Raw genomic sequence first — 20,026 nt, forward strand, 5'->3', positions numbered from 1 at the left:
TGGACAAATCCGCCGCAGCGTCACAGGCTCCGCCCATGTCCAGACCCGGCCCCCGCATCGCCGTCCGCGCCCTGATCCTGCAAGAGGACCGCCTGCTCCTGGTCAACGCCTGGGCCGGGCCGCGCGCCGATCTCTGGTGCGCCCCCGGCGGCGGGGTCGAGCCCGGCAGTTCGCTGCCCGCGAACCTGGTCCGCGAGGTGCATGAGGAGACCGGCCTGACCATCGAGGTCGGGGCGCCCGCCCTGATCAACGAATTCCACCACCCGCCCTCGCGCTTTCACCAGGTCGAGGTCTTCTTCCACTGCCGCCTCGTCTCGGGCACGCTCTCCGACAGCTGGGCCGACCCCGAGCGTGTGGTGACCCGCCGCCGCTTCTTCTCGCGCGAGGAGATGCGCGCGATCCGCTTCAAGCCCGACAGCCTGGCGACCGCCGCCTGGGGCGAGGGCCCGACCTACGACCCGCTGGAGCTTCTGACGCGATGAGCCGCGCCTTCGTGAACGAGGACGCGGGCAGCGACCGTCCCGACCTGCCCGAACGTCCCGTGCCCCCCGGCCCGAACCCGGTCACCCCGCGCGGGCTGGCCGAGCTGCAGGCGCAGCTCGCCCGGCGGCAGGCCGAGCTTGCGGCGCTCAAGGCCCGTCCCGACCGGCTGGACAAGCTGCCCGAGGCCGCCGCCGAACGCGACATCCGCTGGCTCGAGGCCCGGCTCAAGGCCGCCGTGCTGATCGACCCCGCCACCCATGACCTGACCGAGGTCGCCTTCGGCCTGGTCGTGACGGTCGCGGACGAGGACGGCCGCGAGGCGCGCTACGAGATCACCGGCGAGGACGAGGCCGACGCCAGCCTCGGCCGCATCGCCCCCGGCTCCCCCCTCGCCCGGGCGCTGCTGGGGGCCGAGGTCGGCGATGTGGTGACCTGGCGCCGCCCGGCCGGGGCGATGCAGCTTGAGGTGCTGGGGATTTCGCGTGCCGATCCATAGGCTTTCACCGCAAGACACCGGCCTCGTCGCGCAATTCTACCGCGAGGCCCCGGACTACTGGCTGCTCGCCGAGGGCGCGTTGGACCCGGACCGCCAGGCGCGCGAGTTCTTCACCGACGCCCCGCCCGGCTGCGACCCCGCGCACGGCCACCGCCTCGGCCTGTTCCTGCCTGCCGATTCCCTCAGCGGTGACAGGGGCGCTTCCCCTCCCCCTGGCGGCAGGGCGAGAGGCGGCATCCGGTCAGCAAACCGCCTCTCCGGCGTGGCCGAACTGTCCTTCGGCTTTCCCGAACCCGGCGAGGCATTCCTTGGCCTGATGATCCTCGGCCCCTGGGCACAGGGCGCGGGCCACGGCCGCCGCCTTCTCGCCCATGCCGAAGGCCTGGCCCGCGCCCACGGCGCGCCGCGCCTCTTCCTCGCCGTCCTCGACGCCAACCCGCGCGGCCGCGCCTTCTGGCTGCGCGAGGGCTTCCGCCCCACCGGCATCCGCCGCCAGGACGCCGTGACGGGTCACGGGTTGGAACGGCTGGTCAAGGACCTGTAGGGCAGACTCGCCAGCGCGACACCGCCCAGCACCAGGGCCGCCGCCGCCCAGAAGCGCGGGCCGGGCAGTTCCGCCAGCAGCGCCGCCCCGCCCAGCGCCGCGATCACCGGCACCGACAACTGTGCCACCGCTGCCCGCGCCGCGCCCAGCTGCGGCAGCAGCCGGTACCACAGCGCATAGCCCAGACCCGAGGTCGCCGCCCCCGACACCACCGCCAGCGCCACGCCCCTGCCGTCCGGCACCGACAGCCCCGCCAGCAGCGCCAGCGGTAGCACCAGCGGCACCGACAGCAGGAAGTTCCAGGCCGTCGCCGCCAGCGGATCCGCGCTGCCGCGCCCGGCCAGCGAATAGACCCCCCAGCCCAGCCCGGCCACCGCCATCAGCGCCAGCGGCCCGGGACCCGCCGCCCCCGGCGCCGCGATCAGCACCAGCCCGACCAGCGCCAGTCCCGCCCCCGCCCAGCGCCGGGGCGGCACCGCCTCGCACGCGATCAGCGCCCCGGCGAACATCGTCACCTGCACCGCCCCGAACAGCACCAGCGCCCCGGTCCCGGCGTCAAGGCCGCGATAGGCCAGCGAAAATCCCAGGAGATAGGCCGAAAGCCCCGCCACCCCCGCCACCCGGCCGCGCGCTCCGGACCAGGCCCAGCCGCCCCGCTGCCACAGCACCAGCCCCGCCAGCATCGCCGCCCCCGCCAGCAGGCGGACCACCGCGAACTCCACCGCGCCGATATGTCCCGGCCCCACCGCCCAGCGGTTCAGCACGGAATTGGCCGCGAAGGCCAGCATGGTAAGGGCTGTCAGCAGGAACAGGCGCATCCCCGCAGCATGACGCCGCGACGCGCAAAGAGAAAGGGCGACCCGGAGGCCGCCCTTTCCATTCCGTCAGACCAGATGGATCAGAAGTCCATCCCGCCCATGCCGCCGCCGCCCGGCATCGCCGGCGCAGCCTTGGGCTCGGGACGGTCGGCGATCATCGCCTCGGTGGTGATCAGAAGCGAGGCGACCGAGGCCGCATCTTCCAGCGCGGTGCGGGTCACCTTGGCCGGGTCGATCACGCCGAACTTGAACATGTCGCCATATTCTTCGGTCTGGGCGTTGAAGCCGAAGGCATTGTCCTTCGATTCGCGGATCTTGCCCGCGACGACGGCCCCGTCGACACCGGCGTTCTCGGCGATCTGGCGCAGCGGAGCTTCCAGCGCGCGGCGGACGATGGCGATGCCGGCGTCCTGGTCGCTGTTGGCGCCCTTCAGGCTTTCCAGGCCCTTGGCCGCCTGAACCAGCGCCACGCCGCCACCGACGATCACGCCTTCCTGCACGGCCGCGCGGGTCGCGTTCAGGGCGTCGTCGACGCGGTCCTTGCGCTCTTTCACTTCGACTTCGGTCATGCCGCCGACGCGGATGACGGCGACGCCGCCCGCCAGCTTGGCCACACGCTCCTGCAGCTTCTCGCGGTCGTAGTCCGAGGTGGTTTCCTCGATCTGCGCCCGGATCTGGCCGACGCGGGCTTCGATTTCCGCCTTGTCGCCAGCGCCGTCGATGACGGTGGTGTCATCCTTCTTGATGATGACCTTCTTGGCGCGGCCCAGCATGTCGAGCCCGACGTTCTCCAGCTTCATGCCGAGGTCGTCCGAGATCACCTGGCCGCCGGTCAGGATCGCGATGTCCTGCAGCATGGCCTTGCGACGGTCGCCAAAGCCCGGGGCCTTGACGGCAGCGATCTTCAGGCCGCCACGCAGCTTGTTGACGACCAGCGTGGCCAGGGCCTCGCCTTCGACGTCTTCGGCCACGATGATCAGCGGGCGCTGCGACTGGATCACGGCTTCCAGCAGCGGAACCATCGGCTGCAGCGACGAGAGCTTCTTCTCGTGCAGCAGGATGTAGGCGTCTTCCAGCTCGGCAATCATCTTGTCGGCGTTGGTGACGAAATAGGGCGACAGGTAGCCGCGGTCGAACTGCATGCCTTCGACGACGGTGGTTTCCGTCTCCAGGCCCTTGTTCTCTTCGACGGTGATCACGCCCTCGTTGCCGACCTTCTGCATCGCTTCCGCGATCTGACGGCCGATTTCGGTCTCGCCGTTGGCCGAGATGGTGCCGACCTGCGCGACTTCGGCCGAGTCCTTGACCGGACGGGCCATCGCCTTGATCGCCGCGACGACATTGGCGGTCGCCAGGTCGATGCCGCGCTTCAGGTCCATCGGGTTCAGGCCGGCGGCCACCGATTTCATGCCCTCGCGGATGATGGCCTGGGCCAGCACGGTCGCGGTGGTGGTGCCGTCACCGGCCTCGTCGTTGGTGCGGGAAGCGACTTCCTTCACCATCTGCGCGCCCATGTTCTCGAACTTGTCGGCCAGCTCGATTTCCTTCGCGACGGTCACGCCGTCCTTGGTGATGCGCGGCGCGCCGAAGGATTTGTCGATCACCACGTTGCGGCCTTTCGGGCCCAGCGTCACCTTGACCGCGTCGGCCAGGATGTTGACGCCGCGCAGCATGCGATCGCGGGCCTCGGTGTCGAACTTGACGTCTTTTGCAGCCATTTTTCGTAGCTCCTAGAATGGATTGGTGGAAAGCGTAGGTCGGGCTTCAGACCGACTCCCCTCAGGAAATGATCCCGAGGATGTCGCTTTCCTTCATGATCAGCAGTTCTTCGCCGTTCAGGGTCACTTCGGTCCCCGACCACTTGCCGAACAGGATGCGGTCGCCGGCCTTGACCGACGGAGCGATCAGCTCGCCCGAATCCTTGCGCGCGCCTTCGCCCACGGCGATGATCTCGCCCTCGGCGGGCTTTTCCTTGGCGGTATCCGGGATGATCAGCCCGCCCTTGGTCTTTTCGTCGGACTGGATACGCTTGACCAGGACGCGGTCGTGCAGCGGTTTGAAAGCCATCTGGGGTACTCCCTTGAGTTTCCAGGTTTGATCTTGATTAGCACTCATACGCGACGAGTGCTAACGGGCCTTGGGGTAGGCCAAGCCTCGCCCTGTGTCAACAGCCTCGGCCGGGTCTTTTGATTTGCCTTTTGCCGATCCGCTGCCACGATGCGGCCGACCCGAATTGCCCGATGGGACCCCATGCGCCTCCTGCCGACCCTCGCCTTCCTCCTCCTCGCCGGCCTCGCCGCGCCGCTTCAGGCCGATTGCGCCGGGACCAACCTCCTTGACGAGATGCCGGCCGAACGCCGCGCCGCGATCACCGCCGCCGCCGATGCCGTGCCCTTCCCGCGCGGCAACTACTGGCGCGCGACGCGGGGCGACGAAATCATCACCCTGATCGGCACCTATCACTTCGACGACCCGCGCCATGCCCCCACGTTGCAGGCCATCACCCCGGTGATCCGGGCCGCGACGACCGTCCTGGTCGAGGCCGGCCCCGAGGAGGAGAAGGCGCTGAAGGAACTGGTCGCCCGCGATCCCTCCAGGATGGTGATCACCACCGGCCCCACCCTGAACCAGCAACTCCCGCCCGAGGTCTGGGCCGACCTGCGCGCCGCCATGGAACTGCGCGGCATCCCGGCCTTCATGGCCGCGAAGATGCAGCCCTGGTATGTAACGGTCATGCTCTCGATCCCGCCCTGCGCCATGGCCGGGATGCAAGAGCCCGAGGGCCTGGACAGCATGGTGATCGACGCCGCCCGGGCCGCCTCGGTCCCCGTCCGCGGGCTGGAGCCCTTCGACACCGTCTTCGGCATCTTCGACGCCATGACGCATGAGGAAATGGTCGCGATGATCCAGTCCACCCTCGCCCTCGAGGATCGCTCCGAGGATTACTCCGCCACCCTAGCCGACAGCTATTTCGCCGGGGAAAGCCGGGTGATCTGGGAATACATGCGCGATGTCTCCTATGGCCTGCCCGGCTATACGCCGGAAATGGTGGATGCCGAGTTCGCCCGGCTGGAGGAACTGCTGATGAACCGGCGCAACCAGTCCTGGATCCCGGTCCTGACCGCCGCCGCCGCCGACGGCCCGGTCTTCGCCGCCTTCGGGGCGCTGCACCTCTCGGGCGAACAGGGCGTGCTGAACCTGCTGCAACAGGCAGGCTTCACGCTGGAGGCCCTGCCACTCTGAGCCGACACCTGCACGGGGGGCCAAATTCCTTCGAAGGAATTTGCAAAACCTTTCGAAAGGTTTTGGCGCGTCCCGACCCACCGCCACGCCCGGACGTGACAATCCGGCCGCCCTCCCCTATACCGCGCGCGAACCGCCAACCTCCCAAGGGCAACCCCATGACCACCCTCGTCTTCGGCCACAAATCCCCCGACACCGATTCCACCGGCTCCCCGATCATCTGGGCCTGGTATCTGACCGAGACCGGCACCCCCGCCAAACCCGTCCTTCTGGGCGAGCCCAACACCGAGGCCGCCTTCGTGCTGAAGCATTGGGGCCTGGAAAAGCCCGCGATCATCCAGGACGTGACCGCCGAGGACAAGGTCGTCATCGTCGACACCAACAACCCGGCCGAACTGCCCGCCTCGATCAACGAGGCGAAGATCCAGGCCATCATCGACCACCACCTCCTCGCCGGCGGCATCAGGACGAAGAACCCGATCGAGATCACCATCCGTCCGCTCGCCTGCACCGCGACCATCATGCATGACCTGATCGGCGACGCGCTGGGCCAGGCCCCGGACAGCATCAAGGGCGCGATGCTCTCCTGCATCCTCTCCGACACGCTGGAATTCCGCTCGCCCACCACCACCCCGCACGACCGCGCCGTGGCCGAGAAGCTGGCCGCCGACCTTGGCGTCTCGATCCCGGAACTGGCCGCGAAGATGTTCGAGGCCAAGTCCGACGTCTCGGCCTTCTCCGACGCCGAACTGCTGCGGATGGATTCCAAGGAATACAATGTCGCCGGCAAGGAACTGCGCGTCTCGGTGCTGGAGACCACCGCGCCCAAGGTCGTCCTCGACCGCAAGGACAGCCTGATGCGCGCGATGGCGGACGTGGCCAAGGAGGACGGCGCGGATCAGGTCCTGCTGTTCGTGGTGGACATCCTCCGCGAGGAGGCGACGCTTCTGGTCCCCAACGACCTGGTCAAGCAGCTGGCCGAGGCCTCCTTCGGCGCGACCGTCACCGGCGACACCGTGGTCCTGCCCGGCATCATGAGCCGCAAGAAGCAGATCATCCCGGCGCTCAAGCTCTGAAGCAACCGAAGCGAAGCGTCGGGCGTTTATGCCCGACGCTTGCCAGACGCCTGCCAGACGGATGCCAGACGCTTGCGCTTCGGCAATCCCGCCCACCCGGAAAGGCCCCTCGAATGACCGAAATCATCCGCTCGCTCGCCGACCTTGCGGGGCGCTACGACGCCGCGTTCTGCGATCTCTGGGGCTGCCTGCACAACGGCCATGCCGCCTTTCCCGCCGCCGTCGCCGCGCTGCGGGGCTTCCGCGCGGCGGGCGGCAAGGTCGTGCTGCTGACCAACTCGCCGCGGCCGAAAGCCAGCGTGATCGCCCAGATCGACGCCATGGGCGTCCCGCGCGACTGCTGGGACGAGGTGGCGACCTCGGGCGATGCCGCGCAGATGGGGCTGCTCTCGGGCGCCGTCGGCCGCCGCGTCCACCACATCGGCGCGCCGAAGGACGAGACCTTCTTCACCGACTTCGCCCCCGACCTCGCCGCCTTCGCCGCGACCCAGCCGCCGATCACCCGCGTCCCCCTGAAAGAGGCCGAGGGTATCGTCTGCACCGGCCTGCGCGACGACCTGACCGAAACGCCCGAGGATTACCGCGCCGCGCTGCTTTTGGCGAAAACTCTAGGCCTGCCAATGCTTTGCGCCAACCCGGACATCGTCGTGGACATGGGCGACAAGCGCCTTTACTGCGCCGGTGCGCTGGCCGAAATGTATGAGAAGATGGGCGGCAGCACGCTGTATTTCGGCAAGCCGCATCCGCCGATCTACGACCTCGCCCGCCGCCGCCTGACCGAGGCCGGAGGCAGGCCGGATCCGCAGATCCTCTGCATCGGCGACGGAATCGCCACCGACGTGCAGGGCGGCATCGCCGAGGGGCTGGACACGCTGTTCATCACCGGCGGGCTCGAGGCCGAAAGGTTCGGCCCGGATGTCGAGGCCCCCGAGGCCGGGCTTCTGCTGGACTGGCTCGCCGGCCGCGAGCTTTCGCCCAGCTATGCCATCGGGCGGCTTCGCTGACGGCAGGGTAACTTTCATTCACGCCCGCCATCAGCCTTGAACAATTGTTGCGCGGCCGATTGTGCCGCGTCGCAGCATGTGCTAGCCTTTCCGCATGGATGAAAGGGACACGCCCACCATGCTGGACAACATGCCCCGCGGGACGATCTGTATCGAGGACATCGAAATCGGCATGTCCCGCCATGTGATGAAGGTCGTAACCGACCGGGATATCGAGCTTTTCGCCGAGATTTCCACCGACCGGAACCCCGTCCACCTGGATGAAGCCTATGCCCAGGACACGATCTTCGCGGGCCGCATCGCCCATGGGATGCTTACCGCCGGCCTGATCTCGGCCGTCATCGGCGAGCAGCTTCCCGGCCACGGCACCGTCTACCTTGGCCAAAGCCTCAAGTTCATGGCCCCCGTCCGCCCCGGCGACATGGTCCGGGCCGAGGTCACCGTGACCGCGATCGACCATGCCAAACGCCGAGTCACCCTTGAAACCCTCGCCTCGGTGGGTAAAACCGTTGTCCTGAAGGGCGAGGCGCTGGTTCTGGCGCCCAGCCGCAAGTTCGACTGACGGGCCCCGGCCCGCAAAGGGCAGGATGCGAGAGCACTTTCACTGGCAGGGCCTCGACCCCTCCGCCCGCGGCGCCTCGGTCGCGATGGGAAATTTCGACGGCGTGCACCGCGGCCATCAGGCGGTGATCGACCTTGCGCGCGGCGCAACCCCGCTTGGCATCGTCACCTTCGAGCCCCATCCCCGCCAGTTCTTCGCCCCCGGCGCCCCGGCCTTCCGCCTGATGAACGCCGAGGCCCGCGCCAACCGCCTGGCCCGCCTCGGGGTCGAGCATCTGTTCCAGCTGCCCTTCGACGCCACCCTCGCCAGCCTCACGCCCGAGGGTTTCGTGGATCAGGTCCTGCATGAGGGACTCGGGATCGCGCATGTCGTCGTCGGCGCGGATTTCCGCTTTGGCAAGGACCGCGCCGGCACCGCGCCGGACCTTGCCCGCCTCTGCGCCGCGCGCGGCATCCGCTGCACCATCGCGCCGCTGGTCGCCGACAACGGCACCGAGATCTCCTCGACCAACATCCGCCGCGCCCTGACCGAGGGCCGCCCCCGCGATGCGGCCACCATGCTTGGCCACTGGCACCGCATCGACGGCGAGGTCCTGCATGGCGAGAAGCGCGGCCGCGACCTGGGCTTTCCCACCGCAAACATGTCGGTCGAGGGGCTGCACCTGCCGCGGCTCGGCGTCTATGCCGTCCTTGCCGACATCCTCACCGGCCCGCATCGGGGCAGCTACCGGGGCGCGGCCAGCCTTGGCGTCCGGCCCATGTTCGGCGAGAACCGCCCGAACCTGGAAACCCACCTTCTCGACTTCAAGGGCGACCTCTACGGCCAGCATCTTTCCATCGCGCTGGTCGACTACCTGCGCCCCGAGTTGAAGTTCGACGGCCTGCCCGCGCTCATCGCCCAGATGGACGCCGACTGCGCCAGGGCGCGAACGATCCTTTCCGCGCTTTGACCCTTCCCTTTTCCGCGCCGCCGCCCCACTTTGCGGCCATGACCGATCTGCGCCCCCGCTTCTGGGAAACCGTCCCCCTGAACAAGCTTACCCAGCAGGAATGGGAGGCTTTGTGCGACGGCTGCGGCAAATGCTGCCTGAACAAGCTGGAGTATGAGGATACCGGCGAGGTTGCCTATACCCGCATCGCCTGCCGCCTTCTGGACGGCGACACCTGCCAGTGCCGCGACTATCCGAACCGCAAGCAGCATGTCCCGGAATGCGTGGTCCTGACGCCGAAGACCCTGCCGAAGATCGCCTACTGGATGCCCGCGACCTGCGCCTACAAGCTTTTGTTCCAGAAGAAGAAACTGCCCGACTGGCATCCGCTTCTGACCGGCGACCCGGAAAGCACCCACCGGGCCGGCCAGTCGATTCGCGGCATGACCATCCCCGAGGGCGCGGTCCCCGAGGATGACTGGGAGGACTACCTGATCGAGGAAACCCCCTGATGCGCTTTGCCTCCGACAACACCTCCGGCGCGGCCCCCGAAGTCATGGCCGCGATCCTGAAGGCGAACGAAGGCTATGAGCGCAGCTATGGCGCCGACGCCGCGATGGAGCGCGTCACCGCCCTGGTGCGCGAGATCTTCGAGGCGCCCGAGGCCGTGGTCCATCTCGTCGCCACCGGCACCGCCGCCAATGCCCTGGCCATCGCCAGCCACTGCCCGCCCTGGGGCGCGGTCTTCTGCCATACCCATGCCCATATCGCCGAGGACGAATGCAACGCGCCCGAGTTCTACTCCGGCGCCAAGCTGGTCCTCGTCCCCGGAGCGCAGGGCAGGATGACAGCCGAAACCCTGGGCAAGGCCCTGTCCACCACCGGCGAAGGCGGCGTCCACGGCGTCCAGCGCGGGATGCTGTCGCTGACCAACGTCACCGAGGCCGGAACCGTCTACACCCCCGCCGAACTCGCCGCCCTCACCGCGCTGGCGAAGGCCAGGGGCATCCCCTGCCACCTGGACGGCGCGCGCTTCGCCAATGCGCTGGTCGCCACCGGCGCAAGCCCCGCCGAGATGACCTGGAAGGCGGGTATCGACGTCCTTTCCCTGGGCGGCACCAAGAACGGCTGCCTGGGGGTCGAGGGCGTGGTCCTGTTCGACCCCGCGAAAGCCTGGGAGCTGGAGCTGCGCCGCAAGCGCGGTGGCCACCTCTTTTCCAAGCACCGTTTCCTTTCCGCGCAGATGGAGGCCTACCTGACCGACGGCCTCTGGCTGCGGCTGGCCTCCCGGGCCAACGCGATGGGCCAGCGCCTTGCCAACGGCCTGCGCGACCGCCAGGCCCATGTCCCCGACTCCCCCGCCAACATGCTTTTCCCGGAATGGGGCGCAGGCACCCACGACAGGCTTCAGGCCGCCGGGGCCGCCTACTACCGCTTCCCCGCGCCGGAAGGGCGTGAGCGCGCCCGCCTCGTCGCCAGCTGGTCCACGACCGAGGCCGATGTGGATTCCTTCCTCGCTGCCTTCTGATTTTTCGTAACCCCGGTTTGCGCAGCCCCCGGCCCGGTGATAAGCGACAGGCAGTCCCGAATCCGCTGCCCGGAGCCGCCATGCCCGCCGTCACCGAACCGAAACTCATCGCCGGAAACGCCAACCAGGGGCTGGCGAAGTCCATCGCCCGCCGCATGTCGATGCACCGGGGGATGAGCGTGAATCTGGTCGACGCCCGGGTCGAACGCTTCAACGACCAGGAAATCTTCGTCGAGGTGTTCGAGAACGTCCGCGGCGAGGACATGTATGTCATCCAGCCGACCTCGAACCCGGCGAACGACAACCTGATGGAACTGCTGATCATGGTCGACGCGCTGCGCCGGTCCTCGGCCAGCCGCATCACCGCCGTGATCCCCTATTTCGGCTATGCCCGCCAGGACCGCCGCGCCAAGGCCCGCACGCCGATCAGCGCCAAGCTGGTCGCCAACCTGATCGAGACCGCCGGGGTCGACCGTGTCCTGACCCTCGACCTTCACGCCGCGCAGATCCAGGGCTTCTTCGACATTCCGGTGGACAACCTCTATGCCTCGCCGGTCTTCGCGCTGGACATCGAGCATCACTTCAAGGGCCAGATGGACGACCTGATGATCATCTCGCCCGACGTCGGCGGCGTGGCCCGCGCGCGCGAACTGGCCAAGCGGATCAACGCCCCCCTCGCCATCGTCGACAAGCGGCGCGAGAAGGCGGGCGAAGTGGCCGAGATGACGGTGATCGGCAACGTCACCGGCAAGAAATGCATCATCGTCGACGACATCTGCGACACCGCCGGCACGCTCTGCAAGGCGGCCGAGACGCTGATGGAGGCAGGCGCTGTCGAGGTCCACAGCTACATCACCCATGGCGTCCTCTCCGGCCCGGCGGTGGAGAGGGTGTCGAACTCGGTGATGAAATCGCTGGTCATCACCGATTCGATCGAGCAGGGCGAGAAGGTCCGCGGCGCGAAGAACATCCGCATCGTCCCGACCGCCCCGATGTTCGCCCAGGCCATCCTGAACATCTGGGGCGGCATGTCGGTGTCGAGCTTGTTCGAGACCGATACCCTGGTCCCGATCTACGAGGGCCTCTATCAGCGGAGCTGATCATCGCGGATTTTGTCAGGTTCAGCCAAGTTTAGGCCGCAATTGCGTTCCAAAGACGCAATTGTTCAGTAAATGTGGCGGATCATGCGAACCCTTGTGATGAGCGAGACTTCCGGCGTCGGGCAGCTTTTGCGTCGGCATGCCGTGTTGGCCATTTTGGTATTCATCCACGGCGCCGTGGCCTGGTGGCTGTCCAGCTACCACCCGGTGAATATCGGGGACGACAAGGCCGGCATCCTGGTCAAGAGCTTTGCCACCAAGATTCCGCAGATGATCTTTCTCGTGCTGTTCGGGCGGCTGCTCTACCTGACCTACGTCCTGCGCGTCGACGACCGCATCGGCCACCTGAAAAACGATGTGCGCGCCTTTCTGACCGATCGCGAGCGCATGGTCTGCGGCGTGATCGGAGTCCTGCTCATGGCCGGAACGCTGGTCGCCTTCGCCCAGATCAAGAACCTGCTCCCGCAGCTGAATCCCTTCAGCTGGGACGTCACCTTCATGAAGCTGGATCGCCTGCTGCATTTCGGTGTGCTTCCGCATGAGTATCTTCACGCGCTGTTCGGCAGCGATTACGGGATCTCGCTGTTCACCGGCCTGTATAACATCTGGCTTTTCATGATGTATTTCTCGCTGGTCGCCGCCTGCTTCCTACGCCCGGACAGCGCCCTGCGGATGCAGTTCCTCATCGCCTTCGTCCTGACCTGGGCGATCGGGGGCAATCTCGTCGCGATCCTGTTTTCTTCCGCCGGTCCGGTCTATTATGCCCTGCTCGGTCTTGGGGACGCCTACGCCGGCTTGATGGCCCGCCTTGGCCAGCACGCTGCGACCGGCGCGCTCTCCGTCGTCGATACCCAGTCGTTGCTCTGGAACATCCACGGCCATCCGATGGGGATGAACGGGATCTCCGCCTTCCCAAGCATGCATGTGGCTTCGACCATGCTCATGACCCTGTTCGCCTTCCGGCTTTCGCGTCACGCGGGCTATGTCGCTATCGGCTTCCTCGCCTCGATTATGCTGGGATCGGTCCTGCTTGCCTGGCACTACGCGGTCGACGGCTATGTGGGCGCAGCGATTGCGATGGGATGCTGGACGGTCTCTGGCTGGCTGGCGCGCTCGCGGTTGAACGGGCCGGGCGCCGCAGATCCCTCCGCCTAAGCACATGCACATGCACATGGAAAAGGCCCCGAACAATTCGGGGCCTTTCAACAAAGTCCGTCGCCTGGCCTCAGATCCCGGCCTGGGCCCGCATCGCGTAGAGGTCGGCCACCGCCTTGTCGGCCGCGTCCTTGTCGGTGTTGACCGCCGCCGCCTCGCAGGCATCGGCCACCAGGGCGTCCAGTTGCGCCGGGGTCATCTCGTCCAGCGCCACCGCCTGCTCGGCCAGGACCGAGACGCCGGTCGCGCTGATCTCGGCGAAGCCGCCGGTCACGACATAGGCCTTCGTCCCTTCGGAGGAGACCACCTTCAGCAGGCCCGGCCGCAGCGAGGTGATGGTGGGGGCGTGCCCCTCCATCGCCGTCAGGTCGCCCATGGCGCCCGGGATCTGGACCTCGGTCGCCGGATAGGACGCGAGGCGCCGCTCCGGACTGACCAGGTCGAATTGCACCGTGCTGGCCATCTCGCCCCCTTACGCCGCTGCCGCAGCGAGCTTGGCGGCCTTGGCTTTCACTTCCTCGATGTCGCCGACCATGTAGAAGGCGGCTTCCGGCAGGTGGTCGTATTCGCCGTTCACCACCGCCTTGAAGGACGCGATGGTCTTGTCCAGCGGCACCTGCACGCCGTCCGAGCCGGTGAAGACCTTCGCCACGTCGAAGGGCTGCGAGAGGAAACGCTGGATCTTCCGGGCGCGGGCCACGGTCAGCTTGTCCTCCTCGCTCAGTTCGTCCATGCCGAGGATGGCGATGATGTCCTGCAGCGACTTGTAGCGCTGGAGGATCCCCTGCACCGAACGCGCGACCTGGTAGTGCTCGTCGCCGATGACCGCCGGGTCGAGGAGGCGCGAGGTCGAGTCGAGCGGGTCCACCGCCGGGTAGATCCCCAGTTCCGAGATCGCACGCGACAGAACGGTGGTCGCGTCGAGGTGGGCAAACGAGGTGGCCGGCGCGGGGTCGGTCAGGTCGTCAGCCGGAACGTAGATCGCCTGCACCGAGGTGATCGAGCCCGCCTTGGTCGAGGTGATGCGTTCCTGCAAGGCACCCATGTCGGTGGCCAGCGTCGGCTGGTAGCCCACGGCCGAAGGGATACGGCCGAGGAGTGCGGACACTTCCGAACCGGCCTGGGTGAAGCGGAAGATGTTGTCGACGAAGAACAGAACATCGGTCCCGGACTGGTCGCGGAACTGCTCGGCCAGGGTCAGGCCGGTCAGCGCCACGCGGGCGCGCGCCCCCGGAGGCTCGTTCATCTGGCCATAGACCAGCGCCACTTTCGAGGCGGTCAGGTCGTCGATCTTGATGACGCCCGATTCGATCATCTCGTGGTAGAGGTCGTTGCCTTCACGGGTCCGCTCGCCCACGCCGGCGAACACGGAATAGCCCGAGTGCACCTTGGCGATGTTGTTGATCAGTTCCATGATCAGAACCGTCTTGCCCACGCCGGCGCCGCCGAAGAGGCCGATCTTGCCGCCCTTGGCATAGGGGGCCAGCAGGTCGATGACCTTGATGCCGGTCACCAGAACCTGGCTTTCCGTCGCCTGCTCGCTGAAGGCGGGGGCGGGCTGGTGGATGGCGCGGGTTTCCTTGGCCACGACCGGGCCCTTTTCGTCCACCGGCTCGCCGATGACGTTCAGGATGCGGCCCAGCGTCGCGTCGCCCACCGGAACCGAGATCGGCGCGCCGAGGTCGGTCACGGAGGTCCCGCGCACCAGGCCTTCGGTCGCGTCCATGGCGATGGTGCGCACCGTGTTCTCGCCCAGGTGCTGCGCCACTTCCAGAACCAGCCGCTTGCCGTTGTTGGTGGTCTCCAGCGCGTTCAGGATGGCGGGCAGCGCGCCATCGAACTGGACGTCGACGACGGCGCCGATGACCTGCGTCACCTTGCCGGCGCCAGCGGATGCTTTCGGGGCTTTTGCCATGGTGTCTCTCCGATTCAGTTAAGGCTCTCGCCTTGCGTCTCTTCTGTTAGGTCAATCGCTGCTTGGGTTAAGCGGTAACGACCCGGTTTAACGATACTTAGTAAGCCCATTTCTGGAAGCCGCACTCCAAGCACTGTCCGATCATCCAACCTACCCGACTTCACGTCGAATCGGTCCATGATCTGACGCGAGATATGTTTCCCTTCGATAGAACGGAGAGAAAATTCTCGCTTTCCAAAGAGTTTCGCCAACTGGACCACATAGGCCATGTCGCGATTTGTAACCCCTCTGGGCAGCGCTCCTTTTGCTGACTCTATCTCCTTGGCTCGTTTGGTTGGCATTGCGAGGGCAGCGATGAAGAAAAGGGCAATAGCAAATATGCCAGCCCAGACCATCAAAGTGCTTCTGCCCCCGAAATGATTTCGATGAGTTCCTTGGTGATCGCGGCCTGGCGGCTCCGGTTGTACTGGATCGTCAGGCGGTTGATCATGTCACCGGCGTTGCGGGTCGCGTTGTCCATCGCGGACATCCGCGCGCCCTGCTCGCTGGCGCCGTTTTCCAGGAGGGCGGTGAAGATCTGCGTCGCGACACCGCGCGGCAGAAGGTCGGCCAGGATCGCCTCTTCCGAGGGTTCGTAGTCGTAAAGCGCCGTGGCGCCGTTGTCTTCGAACTTGGCCGGGATCACCTGCTGCTCGGTCGGGATCTGGCTGATCACCGACTGGAAGCGGTTGTAGAAGATCGTGACGACATCGGCCTCACCGGCCTCGAAGGCCGCCATGACCTCGCGCGCGATCGACTGCGCGTTGGCGTAACCGACGCGCTTCACCTCGCCCAGGTCGACATGGCCGGTGAAGGCATGGCCCCAGTCGCGCTTCAGCTGCTCGCGGCCCTTCTTGCCGACGGTGAGGATCTTCACCGTCTTGCCCGCCGCCGCCAGCTCGTTGGCCCGCGCACGGGCCAGCTTGACGATCGACGAGTTGAAGCCGCCGCAAAGCCCGCGCTCGGACGTCATCACGACCAGAAGATGCACCTGGTCCCGGCCGTTCCCGGCCAGAAGCTTCGGCGCACCCTCGCCGGTGCCGACGCCGGCCGCGAGGGCCGACATCACCGCCGTCATCCGCTCGGCGAAGGGCCGGGCGGCCTCGGCGGCCTCCTGCGCGCGGCGCAGCTTGGCCGCGGCGACCATCTGCATCGCCTTGGTGATCTTCCGCGTGTTCTTGACGCTTCCGATCCGGTTTTTCAGGTCCTTTAGGCTGGGCATCTGCCTACTCCTTCAGGGCGTTCAGGCGAAGTCTTTGGCGAAGGCGTCAAGTTCCGCACGGATCGCTTTTTCCAGATCGCCCGCCACCTTGCGGTCGTTCCTGGTGATGTCTTCCAGGAGAGCCTTGCCGTTGGTGCGCAGGTGCTTCAGCAGGCCCGCCTCGAACCGGCCCACGTCCTTGACCGCGATCTTGTCGAGGTAACCGGCGGTGCCCGCGAAGATCACGCAGACGATTTCCGCGTTGGTCAGCGGCGAATACTGCGGCTGCTTCATCAGCTCGGTCAGACGCGCGCCGCGGTTCAGCAGCTGCTGGGTCGAGGCGTCGAGGTCCGAGCCGAACTGCGCGAAGGCCGCCATCTCGCGGTATTGCGCCAGTTCCAGCTTCACCTTGCCCGCGACCGACTTCATCGCGTTGGTCTGGGCCGAGGAGCCCACGCGGCTGACCGACAGGCCGGTGTTCACCGCCGGGCGGATGCCCTGGTAGAACAGTTCGGTTTCCAGGAAGATCTGGCCGTCGGTGATCGAGATCACGTTGGTCGGGATGAAGGCCGACACGTCGCCGCCCTGGGTCTCGATGATCGGCAGCGCGGTCAGCGAGCCGGCGCCGAAATCCTCGTTCAGCTTCGAGGACCGCTCCAGCAGGCGCGAGTGCAGGTAGAACACGTCGCCCGGATAGGCTTCGCGCCCCGGCGGACGGCGCAGCAGCAGCGACATCTGGCGGTAGGCGACGGCCTGCTTCGAGAGGTCATCATAGATGATCAGGGCATGGCGGCCGTTGTCGCGGAAGAATTCCGCCATCGCGGTCGCGGCATAGGGCGCCAGGAACTGCATCGGCGCCGGATCCGAGGCGGTCGCGGCCACGACGATGGTATAGGCGATCGCGCCGGTCTCTTCCAGCTTCTTCACCAGCTGCGCCACGGTCGAGCGTTTCTGCCCGATGGCGACATAGATGCAGTACAGCTTCTTCGATTCGTCGTCGCCAGCCGCCTCGTTGTAGGACTTCTGGTTCAGGATCGTGTCCAGCGCCACGGCGGTCTTGCCGGTCTGGCGGTCGCCGATGATCAGCTCGCGCTGGCCGCGGCCAACCGGGATCATCGCGTCGACGGCCTTCAGGCCGGTCGCCATGGGTTCATGCACGGACTTGCGGGGAATGATGCCGGGGGCCTTCACGTCGGCGATGCGACGCTCGGAGGCGTTGATCGGGCCCTTGCCGTCGATCGGGTTGCCAAGGCCGTCCACGACCCGGCCCAGCAGCTCGTTGCCCGCGGGCACGTCCACGATGGACTTGGTGCGCTTGACGGTGTCGCCTTCCTTGATGTCCTGGTCGGAGCCGAAGATAACGATACCGACGTTGTCGACTTCCAGGTTCAGCGCCATCCCGCGGATGCCGCCGGGGAATTCGACCATCTCGCCGGCCTGCACGTTGTCGAGGCCGTGGACGCGGGCAATCCCGTCGCCGACCGACAGCACGCGACCGACTTCGGCCACTTCCGCGTCCTTGCCGAAGTTCTTGATCTGCTCCTTCAGGATCGCAGAGATCTCAGCAGCCTGGATTCCCATCACCCAACCTCTTTCATTGCATTTTGCAGGGCCGCGAGCTTTGCCTTGACCGAAGTGTCGATCATGGTCGAGCCCAGCTTGACGACGAGACCGCCGATGAGGGATTCATCGACGGTCGTTTTCAGTTTCACGGTCTTGCCGACGCGGGCCTTCAGCGTCTCGGCAAGCTGTTTCGATTGCGCGGCCGACAGGGCGCGGGCGGCGGTGACCTCGGCGGTCACTTCGCCCTTTTCGGTGGCGATCAGGTCGCCCAGCGCGGTCAGGAACTGCGGCAGCACGAAGAGGCGGCGCTTGTCGGCCATCAGGGCCAGCGTGTTGGCGGTCAGCGGGTTCAGCCCCAGCTTCGCGCCGATGGCGGCGATCGCGCGGCCCTGGTCCTCGCGGCTGATGACCGGAGAGGCGATCACGTCGCGCAGTTCGGCGCTGGCGGCCAGCGTCTCGGACAAGGCGGCGGTGTCGGTTTCCAGCGCCTTCAGCGCCTTGTCGTCCTTCGCCAGGTCGAACAAGGCCGAAGCGTAGCGCGAGGCAATGCCCAGAGAGATCGAAGCCGGTTCTGACACGTCAACCCTTCCGCTTTTTTGATGCCCTGGGCTCATGCGAACCGGGCGGTCCTTTGGCGCACACTTCAACAGTCGTCTGGGGCGCGCACCATCCGTCGCGGGCGTCCTTAGCAGAGGCTTTCCCACCCCGCAACCGGGTTGAACAGCGATTCTCGGGCCTCTCTCGCGGTGGCGGGGCCCCGGTTGCGCAAACACCACGGAGCGGCCGCGCGGGCGGGGCCGCCGCCGGGCTCACGCGCCGCTCACAACGGCGTCAGGCGCGGCCGCCGGCGGTTGACCTTTCCGGCCGGGCGGGGAACCTTCCCGGCCATCGGAAGCAGGACAAGGAGAGGTCGAATGGACCCCGTCTACACGCGGCGCAGGATCTTCGGCATGGCGGCCGGCATGGCCGGCGGAATGACCCTTCTCGGCACGGCCGCGCGGGCCGGCGAGGCCGCGACGGTGCGCAACAACGTCTCGGGCTTCGTCATGCAGGACTGGCGCGACCATTTCGACAGCCTCGGCCCCGCGACCATCGTCGCCGACACCGCCTCGCGCGCGCTGCATTTCTGGAGCGGCGACGGGTCCGACTACCGGATCTACCCGACCTCGGTCCCTCTGACCGACGAACTGACCAAGCGCGGCTACACCTCGATCGTGCGCAAGAAGGTCGGCCCCAGCTGGACCCCCACCGCCTCGCAGATGCAGCGTTACCCCGACTGGAAGCCGGTGCCCCCCGGCCCCGAGAACCCGCTCGGCACCCATGCGATGTATCTGTCCTGGCCCGCCTACATCATCCACGGCACCCATGACACGCGGAAGATCGGCCGGAAGTCCTCGGACGGCTGCATCGGCCTGTTCAACGAGAACATCGCCGAGCTGTTCGCGCTTTGCCCCGTCGGCACCCAGGTCCGCATCATCTGACAAGGGGCGGGCGCATCGCCCCCTTGCGCCCGCGCCTTCCCCTTGCCCGAAACACTCCCGCCGCATCCCGCCCCGGATGCCGTCGCCCCGCCTGGCGGCGGGCAGAGCGCGCCTACTCGCGGTTCAGAGCGGGCTTGCCCACGCCCTCCAGCACCCTGAGCGGCTTCTTCACCGCCGCCTTCAGCCCGCCGCGCGTCGGCGCGTAAAGCTGCTTCGAAGCCTCGACCATCAGCACCCCGCCGGCCAGCCAGGGCATCCGCCGCCCGAACCCCTCCCAGAAATCCGCGGTCCGCAGCCAGAACCGCGCCGGCGAGGGCGGCGCGAACAGGACGGACTGGCTGCGCTCCGGGGTGAAACCATGCCGCTTCAGCTGCGCCTCCAGCTGCGCCACCGTATAGGGCCGGCCAAAGCCGAAGGGCGTCACATCCCGCCGCGACCACAGCCCGATCCGGTTCGGCACCACGAAGAGCGCCCTTCCCCCCGGCGCCAGCACCCGGTGCGCCTCGTCCAGCACGGCCGAGGGCTGCTCCGAGGTCTCCAGCCCGTGCATCAGCACCAGCCGGTCGACGAAACCCGTCGGCAGGGGCCAGGCGGTCTCCTCGCAAAGGACGCTGACGTTCTCCATCCCCGCCGGCCAGGGCATCACCCCCTGCGGCCCCGGCATCAGCCCGATCACCCGCCGCGCCTCGGGCAGATAGGGGCGCAGGAGCGGCACCGCGAAGCCGAAGCCCGCCACCGTCTGCCCCGAGGCCGGCGGCCAGTGCTTCACCACCTGGTTGCGGATCGCCCGCTGCGCCACCCGGCCCAACCGCGTGCGGTAGTAGAAGTTCCTCAGGTCCAGCACATCAAGGTGCATTGCGGTCGCCGCCCTTTGGGTCAATCCTTGCGCA

Annotated in this window: 23 protein-coding genes; 13 read left to right on the plus strand and 10 right to left on the minus strand. The window is 67.3% G+C overall.

From position 1 onward, the window contains the following. The first annotated feature begins 35 nt into the window (after positions 1 to 35). The 3 genes from ACE3UA_RS05675 to ACE3UA_RS05685 are packed head-to-tail and all read left to right on the plus strand — an operon-like array spanning position 36 to position 1,523. A complete protein-coding gene (locus tag ACE3UA_RS05675; protein ID WP_374643412.1) occupies positions 36 to 482 on the plus strand; it encodes an NUDIX domain-containing protein in 447 nt (148 codons plus the stop codon). Further along, positions 479 to 979, plus strand: coding sequence for a GreA/GreB family elongation factor (locus ACE3UA_RS05680; RefSeq protein WP_374643414.1), 501 nt, complete (start codon positions 479 to 481; stop codon positions 977 to 979). The genes ACE3UA_RS05675 and ACE3UA_RS05680 overlap by 4 nt, the downstream gene beginning before the upstream one ends. Further along, complete coding sequence (locus tag ACE3UA_RS05685; RefSeq protein WP_374643416.1) at positions 966 to 1,523, plus strand: GNAT family N-acetyltransferase; 558 nt, start codon at positions 966 to 968, stop codon at positions 1,521 to 1,523. The genes ACE3UA_RS05680 and ACE3UA_RS05685 overlap by 14 nt, the downstream gene beginning before the upstream one ends. Here ACE3UA_RS05685 and ACE3UA_RS05690 read toward each other — a convergent pair. The 3 genes from ACE3UA_RS05690 to groES all read right to left on the minus strand — a co-directional run bounded on the left by ACE3UA_RS05690 (position 1,490) and on the right by groES (position 4,408). Then, positions 1,490 to 2,341: a DMT family transporter gene (locus tag ACE3UA_RS05690; RefSeq protein WP_374643418.1), complete on the minus strand. Its 852-nt coding sequence runs from the start codon at positions 2,339 to 2,341 to the stop codon at positions 1,490 to 1,492. The genes ACE3UA_RS05685 and ACE3UA_RS05690 overlap by 34 nt on opposite strands. 80 nt (positions 2,342 to 2,421) lie before the next feature. Continuing rightward, positions 2,422 to 4,059: a chaperonin GroEL gene (gene groL / locus ACE3UA_RS05695; protein ID WP_197646139.1), complete on the minus strand. Its 1,638-nt coding sequence runs from the start codon at positions 4,057 to 4,059 to the stop codon at positions 2,422 to 2,424. A gap of 61 nt (positions 4,060 to 4,120) precedes the next feature. After that, on the minus strand, positions 4,121 to 4,408 hold the full coding sequence (gene groES / locus ACE3UA_RS05700) for a co-chaperone GroES (RefSeq protein ID WP_374643420.1): 288 nt from the start codon (positions 4,406 to 4,408) through the stop codon (positions 4,121 to 4,123). A 183-nt stretch (positions 4,409 to 4,591) separates the two neighbouring features. Between groES and ACE3UA_RS05705 the strand changes: the two genes are divergently transcribed. The 9 genes from ACE3UA_RS05705 to ACE3UA_RS05745 all read left to right on the plus strand — a co-directional run bounded on the left by ACE3UA_RS05705 (position 4,592) and on the right by ACE3UA_RS05745 (position 12,937). Next, positions 4,592 to 5,584 (plus strand): TraB/GumN family protein, encoded by a 993-nt coding sequence (locus ACE3UA_RS05705; RefSeq protein WP_374643422.1) that lies wholly within the window; start codon positions 4,592 to 4,594, stop codon positions 5,582 to 5,584. Between the two features lie 158 nt (positions 5,585 to 5,742). Beyond that, on the plus strand, positions 5,743 to 6,660 hold the full coding sequence (locus ACE3UA_RS05710) for a manganese-dependent inorganic pyrophosphatase (protein WP_374643424.1): 918 nt from the start codon (positions 5,743 to 5,745) through the stop codon (positions 6,658 to 6,660). Between the two features lie 113 nt (positions 6,661 to 6,773). Then, entirely contained in the window at positions 6,774 to 7,664 is an 891-nt protein-coding gene (locus tag ACE3UA_RS05715; protein ID WP_374643426.1) for a TIGR01459 family HAD-type hydrolase, read from the plus strand. A 118-nt stretch (positions 7,665 to 7,782) separates the two neighbouring features. After that, positions 7,783 to 8,226 carry a MaoC family dehydratase gene (locus tag ACE3UA_RS05720; protein ID WP_374643428.1) on the plus strand — a complete coding sequence of 148 codons (444 nt, stop codon included), beginning with the start codon at positions 7,783 to 7,785 and terminating at the stop codon, positions 8,224 to 8,226. A gap of 25 nt (positions 8,227 to 8,251) precedes the next feature. Continuing rightward, on the plus strand, positions 8,252 to 9,175 hold the full coding sequence (locus ACE3UA_RS05725; protein ID WP_374643430.1) for a bifunctional riboflavin kinase/FAD synthetase: 924 nt from the start codon (positions 8,252 to 8,254) through the stop codon (positions 9,173 to 9,175). A gap of 38 nt (positions 9,176 to 9,213) precedes the next feature. Further along, positions 9,214 to 9,666 carry a YcgN family cysteine cluster protein gene (locus tag ACE3UA_RS05730; RefSeq protein WP_374643432.1) on the plus strand — a complete coding sequence of 151 codons (453 nt, stop codon included), beginning with the start codon at positions 9,214 to 9,216 and terminating at the stop codon, positions 9,664 to 9,666. Further along, a complete protein-coding gene (locus tag ACE3UA_RS05735; RefSeq protein WP_374643434.1) occupies positions 9,666 to 10,682 on the plus strand; it encodes a low specificity L-threonine aldolase in 1,017 nt (338 codons plus the stop codon). The genes ACE3UA_RS05730 and ACE3UA_RS05735 overlap by 1 nt, the downstream gene beginning before the upstream one ends. An 80-nt stretch (positions 10,683 to 10,762) precedes the next feature. Next, positions 10,763 to 11,782, plus strand: a complete 1,020-nt coding sequence (locus tag ACE3UA_RS05740; protein WP_374643435.1) for a ribose-phosphate pyrophosphokinase — start codon at positions 10,763 to 10,765, stop codon at positions 11,780 to 11,782. A gap of 99 nt (positions 11,783 to 11,881) precedes the next feature. After that, positions 11,882 to 12,937: a phosphatase PAP2 family protein gene (locus ACE3UA_RS05745; protein ID WP_374643437.1), complete on the plus strand. Its 1,056-nt coding sequence runs from the start codon at positions 11,882 to 11,884 to the stop codon at positions 12,935 to 12,937. A 70-nt stretch (positions 12,938 to 13,007) separates the two neighbouring features. On the opposite strand, the gene ACE3UA_RS05750 is transcribed toward ACE3UA_RS05745, so the two are convergent. From ACE3UA_RS05750 to ACE3UA_RS05775, 6 genes are read right to left on the minus strand one after another with little or no spacing between them, the layout of a single operon-like run. After that, positions 13,008 to 13,400, minus strand: coding sequence for a F0F1 ATP synthase subunit epsilon (locus ACE3UA_RS05750; protein WP_197646160.1), 393 nt, complete (start codon positions 13,398 to 13,400; stop codon positions 13,008 to 13,010). 9 nt (positions 13,401 to 13,409) lie between these two features. Then, positions 13,410 to 14,852 (minus strand): F0F1 ATP synthase subunit beta, encoded by a 1,443-nt coding sequence (gene atpD / locus ACE3UA_RS05755; RefSeq protein WP_374643439.1) that lies wholly within the window; start codon positions 14,850 to 14,852, stop codon positions 13,410 to 13,412. Between the two features lie 14 nt (positions 14,853 to 14,866). Then, positions 14,867 to 15,247 (minus strand): hypothetical protein, encoded by a 381-nt coding sequence (locus tag ACE3UA_RS05760; protein WP_374643441.1) that lies wholly within the window; start codon positions 15,245 to 15,247, stop codon positions 14,867 to 14,869. Beyond that, positions 15,247 to 16,113, minus strand: a complete 867-nt coding sequence (locus ACE3UA_RS05765; RefSeq protein WP_374643443.1) for a F0F1 ATP synthase subunit gamma — start codon at positions 16,111 to 16,113, stop codon at positions 15,247 to 15,249. The genes ACE3UA_RS05760 and ACE3UA_RS05765 overlap by 1 nt, the downstream gene beginning before the upstream one ends. A gap of 21 nt (positions 16,114 to 16,134) precedes the next feature. After that, a complete protein-coding gene (atpA, locus tag ACE3UA_RS05770; RefSeq protein WP_197646166.1) occupies positions 16,135 to 17,673 on the minus strand; it encodes a F0F1 ATP synthase subunit alpha in 1,539 nt (512 codons plus the stop codon). After that, the gene (locus ACE3UA_RS05775; RefSeq protein ID WP_374643445.1) at positions 17,673 to 18,233 is read right to left on the minus strand and encodes a F0F1 ATP synthase subunit delta; all 561 of its coding nucleotides are present in this window, start codon (positions 18,231 to 18,233) and stop codon (positions 17,673 to 17,675) included. The genes atpA and ACE3UA_RS05775 overlap by 1 nt, the downstream gene beginning before the upstream one ends. 336 nt (positions 18,234 to 18,569) lie before the next feature. On the opposite strand from ACE3UA_RS05775, the gene ACE3UA_RS05780 reads away from it, so the two are divergent. Further along, positions 18,570 to 19,136: a L,D-transpeptidase gene (locus ACE3UA_RS05780; RefSeq protein WP_374643447.1), complete on the plus strand. Its 567-nt coding sequence runs from the start codon at positions 18,570 to 18,572 to the stop codon at positions 19,134 to 19,136. A gap of 112 nt (positions 19,137 to 19,248) precedes the next feature. Here the strand turns inward: ACE3UA_RS05780 and ACE3UA_RS05785 are convergent, their stop codons facing one another. Beyond that, positions 19,249 to 19,992: a class I SAM-dependent methyltransferase gene (locus ACE3UA_RS05785; protein ID WP_374643449.1), complete on the minus strand. Its 744-nt coding sequence runs from the start codon at positions 19,990 to 19,992 to the stop codon at positions 19,249 to 19,251. Positions 19,993 to 20,026 lie beyond the last annotated feature (34 nt).

It is taken from the genome of Tabrizicola sp. (assembly GCF_041919135.1).
Lineage (GTDB): Bacteria > Pseudomonadota > Alphaproteobacteria > Rhodobacterales > Rhodobacteraceae > Tabrizicola.

Coding starts and splice junctions, on each gene's coding strand:
- groL (WP_197646139.1), bottom strand. CDS start 4,059: ATGGCTGCAAAAGACGTCAAGTTCGACACCGAGGCCCGCGATCGCATG.
- ACE3UA_RS05690 (WP_374643418.1), bottom strand. CDS start 2,341: ATGCGCCTGTTCCTGCTGACAGCCCTTACCATGCTGGCCTTCGCGGCC.
- ACE3UA_RS05785 (WP_374643449.1), bottom strand. CDS start 19,992: ATGCACCTTGATGTGCTGGACCTGAGGAACTTCTACTACCGCACGCGG.
- groES (WP_374643420.1), bottom strand. CDS start 4,408: ATGGCTTTCAAACCGCTGCACGACCGCGTCCTGGTCAAGCGTATCCAG.
- ACE3UA_RS05765 (WP_374643443.1), bottom strand. CDS start 16,113: ATGCCCAGCCTAAAGGACCTGAAAAACCGGATCGGAAGCGTCAAGAAC.
- ACE3UA_RS05705 (WP_374643422.1), top strand. CDS start 4,592: ATGCGCCTCCTGCCGACCCTCGCCTTCCTCCTCCTCGCCGGCCTCGCC.
- ACE3UA_RS05675 (WP_374643412.1), top strand. CDS start 36: ATGTCCAGACCCGGCCCCCGCATCGCCGTCCGCGCCCTGATCCTGCAA.
- ACE3UA_RS05720 (WP_374643428.1), top strand. CDS start 7,783: ATGCTGGACAACATGCCCCGCGGGACGATCTGTATCGAGGACATCGAA.
- ACE3UA_RS05710 (WP_374643424.1), top strand. CDS start 5,743: ATGACCACCCTCGTCTTCGGCCACAAATCCCCCGACACCGATTCCACC.
- ACE3UA_RS05750 (WP_197646160.1), bottom strand. CDS start 13,400: ATGGCCAGCACGGTGCAATTCGACCTGGTCAGTCCGGAGCGGCGCCTC.
- ACE3UA_RS05735 (WP_374643434.1), top strand. CDS start 9,666: ATGCGCTTTGCCTCCGACAACACCTCCGGCGCGGCCCCCGAAGTCATG.
- ACE3UA_RS05760 (WP_374643441.1), bottom strand. CDS start 15,247: ATGGTCTGGGCTGGCATATTTGCTATTGCCCTTTTCTTCATCGCTGCC.
- ACE3UA_RS05745 (WP_374643437.1), top strand. CDS start 11,882: ATGAGCGAGACTTCCGGCGTCGGGCAGCTTTTGCGTCGGCATGCCGTG.
- atpD (WP_374643439.1), bottom strand. CDS start 14,852: ATGGCAAAAGCCCCGAAAGCATCCGCTGGCGCCGGCAAGGTGACGCAG.
- ACE3UA_RS05730 (WP_374643432.1), top strand. CDS start 9,214: ATGACCGATCTGCGCCCCCGCTTCTGGGAAACCGTCCCCCTGAACAAG.
- ACE3UA_RS05715 (WP_374643426.1), top strand. CDS start 6,774: ATGACCGAAATCATCCGCTCGCTCGCCGACCTTGCGGGGCGCTACGAC.
- ACE3UA_RS05680 (WP_374643414.1), top strand. CDS start 479: ATGAGCCGCGCCTTCGTGAACGAGGACGCGGGCAGCGACCGTCCCGAC.
- ACE3UA_RS05740 (WP_374643435.1), top strand. CDS start 10,763: ATGCCCGCCGTCACCGAACCGAAACTCATCGCCGGAAACGCCAACCAG.
- ACE3UA_RS05780 (WP_374643447.1), top strand. CDS start 18,570: ATGGACCCCGTCTACACGCGGCGCAGGATCTTCGGCATGGCGGCCGGC.
- ACE3UA_RS05725 (WP_374643430.1), top strand. CDS start 8,252: ATGCGAGAGCACTTTCACTGGCAGGGCCTCGACCCCTCCGCCCGCGGC.
- atpA (WP_197646166.1), bottom strand. CDS start 17,673: ATGGGAATCCAGGCTGCTGAGATCTCTGCGATCCTGAAGGAGCAGATC.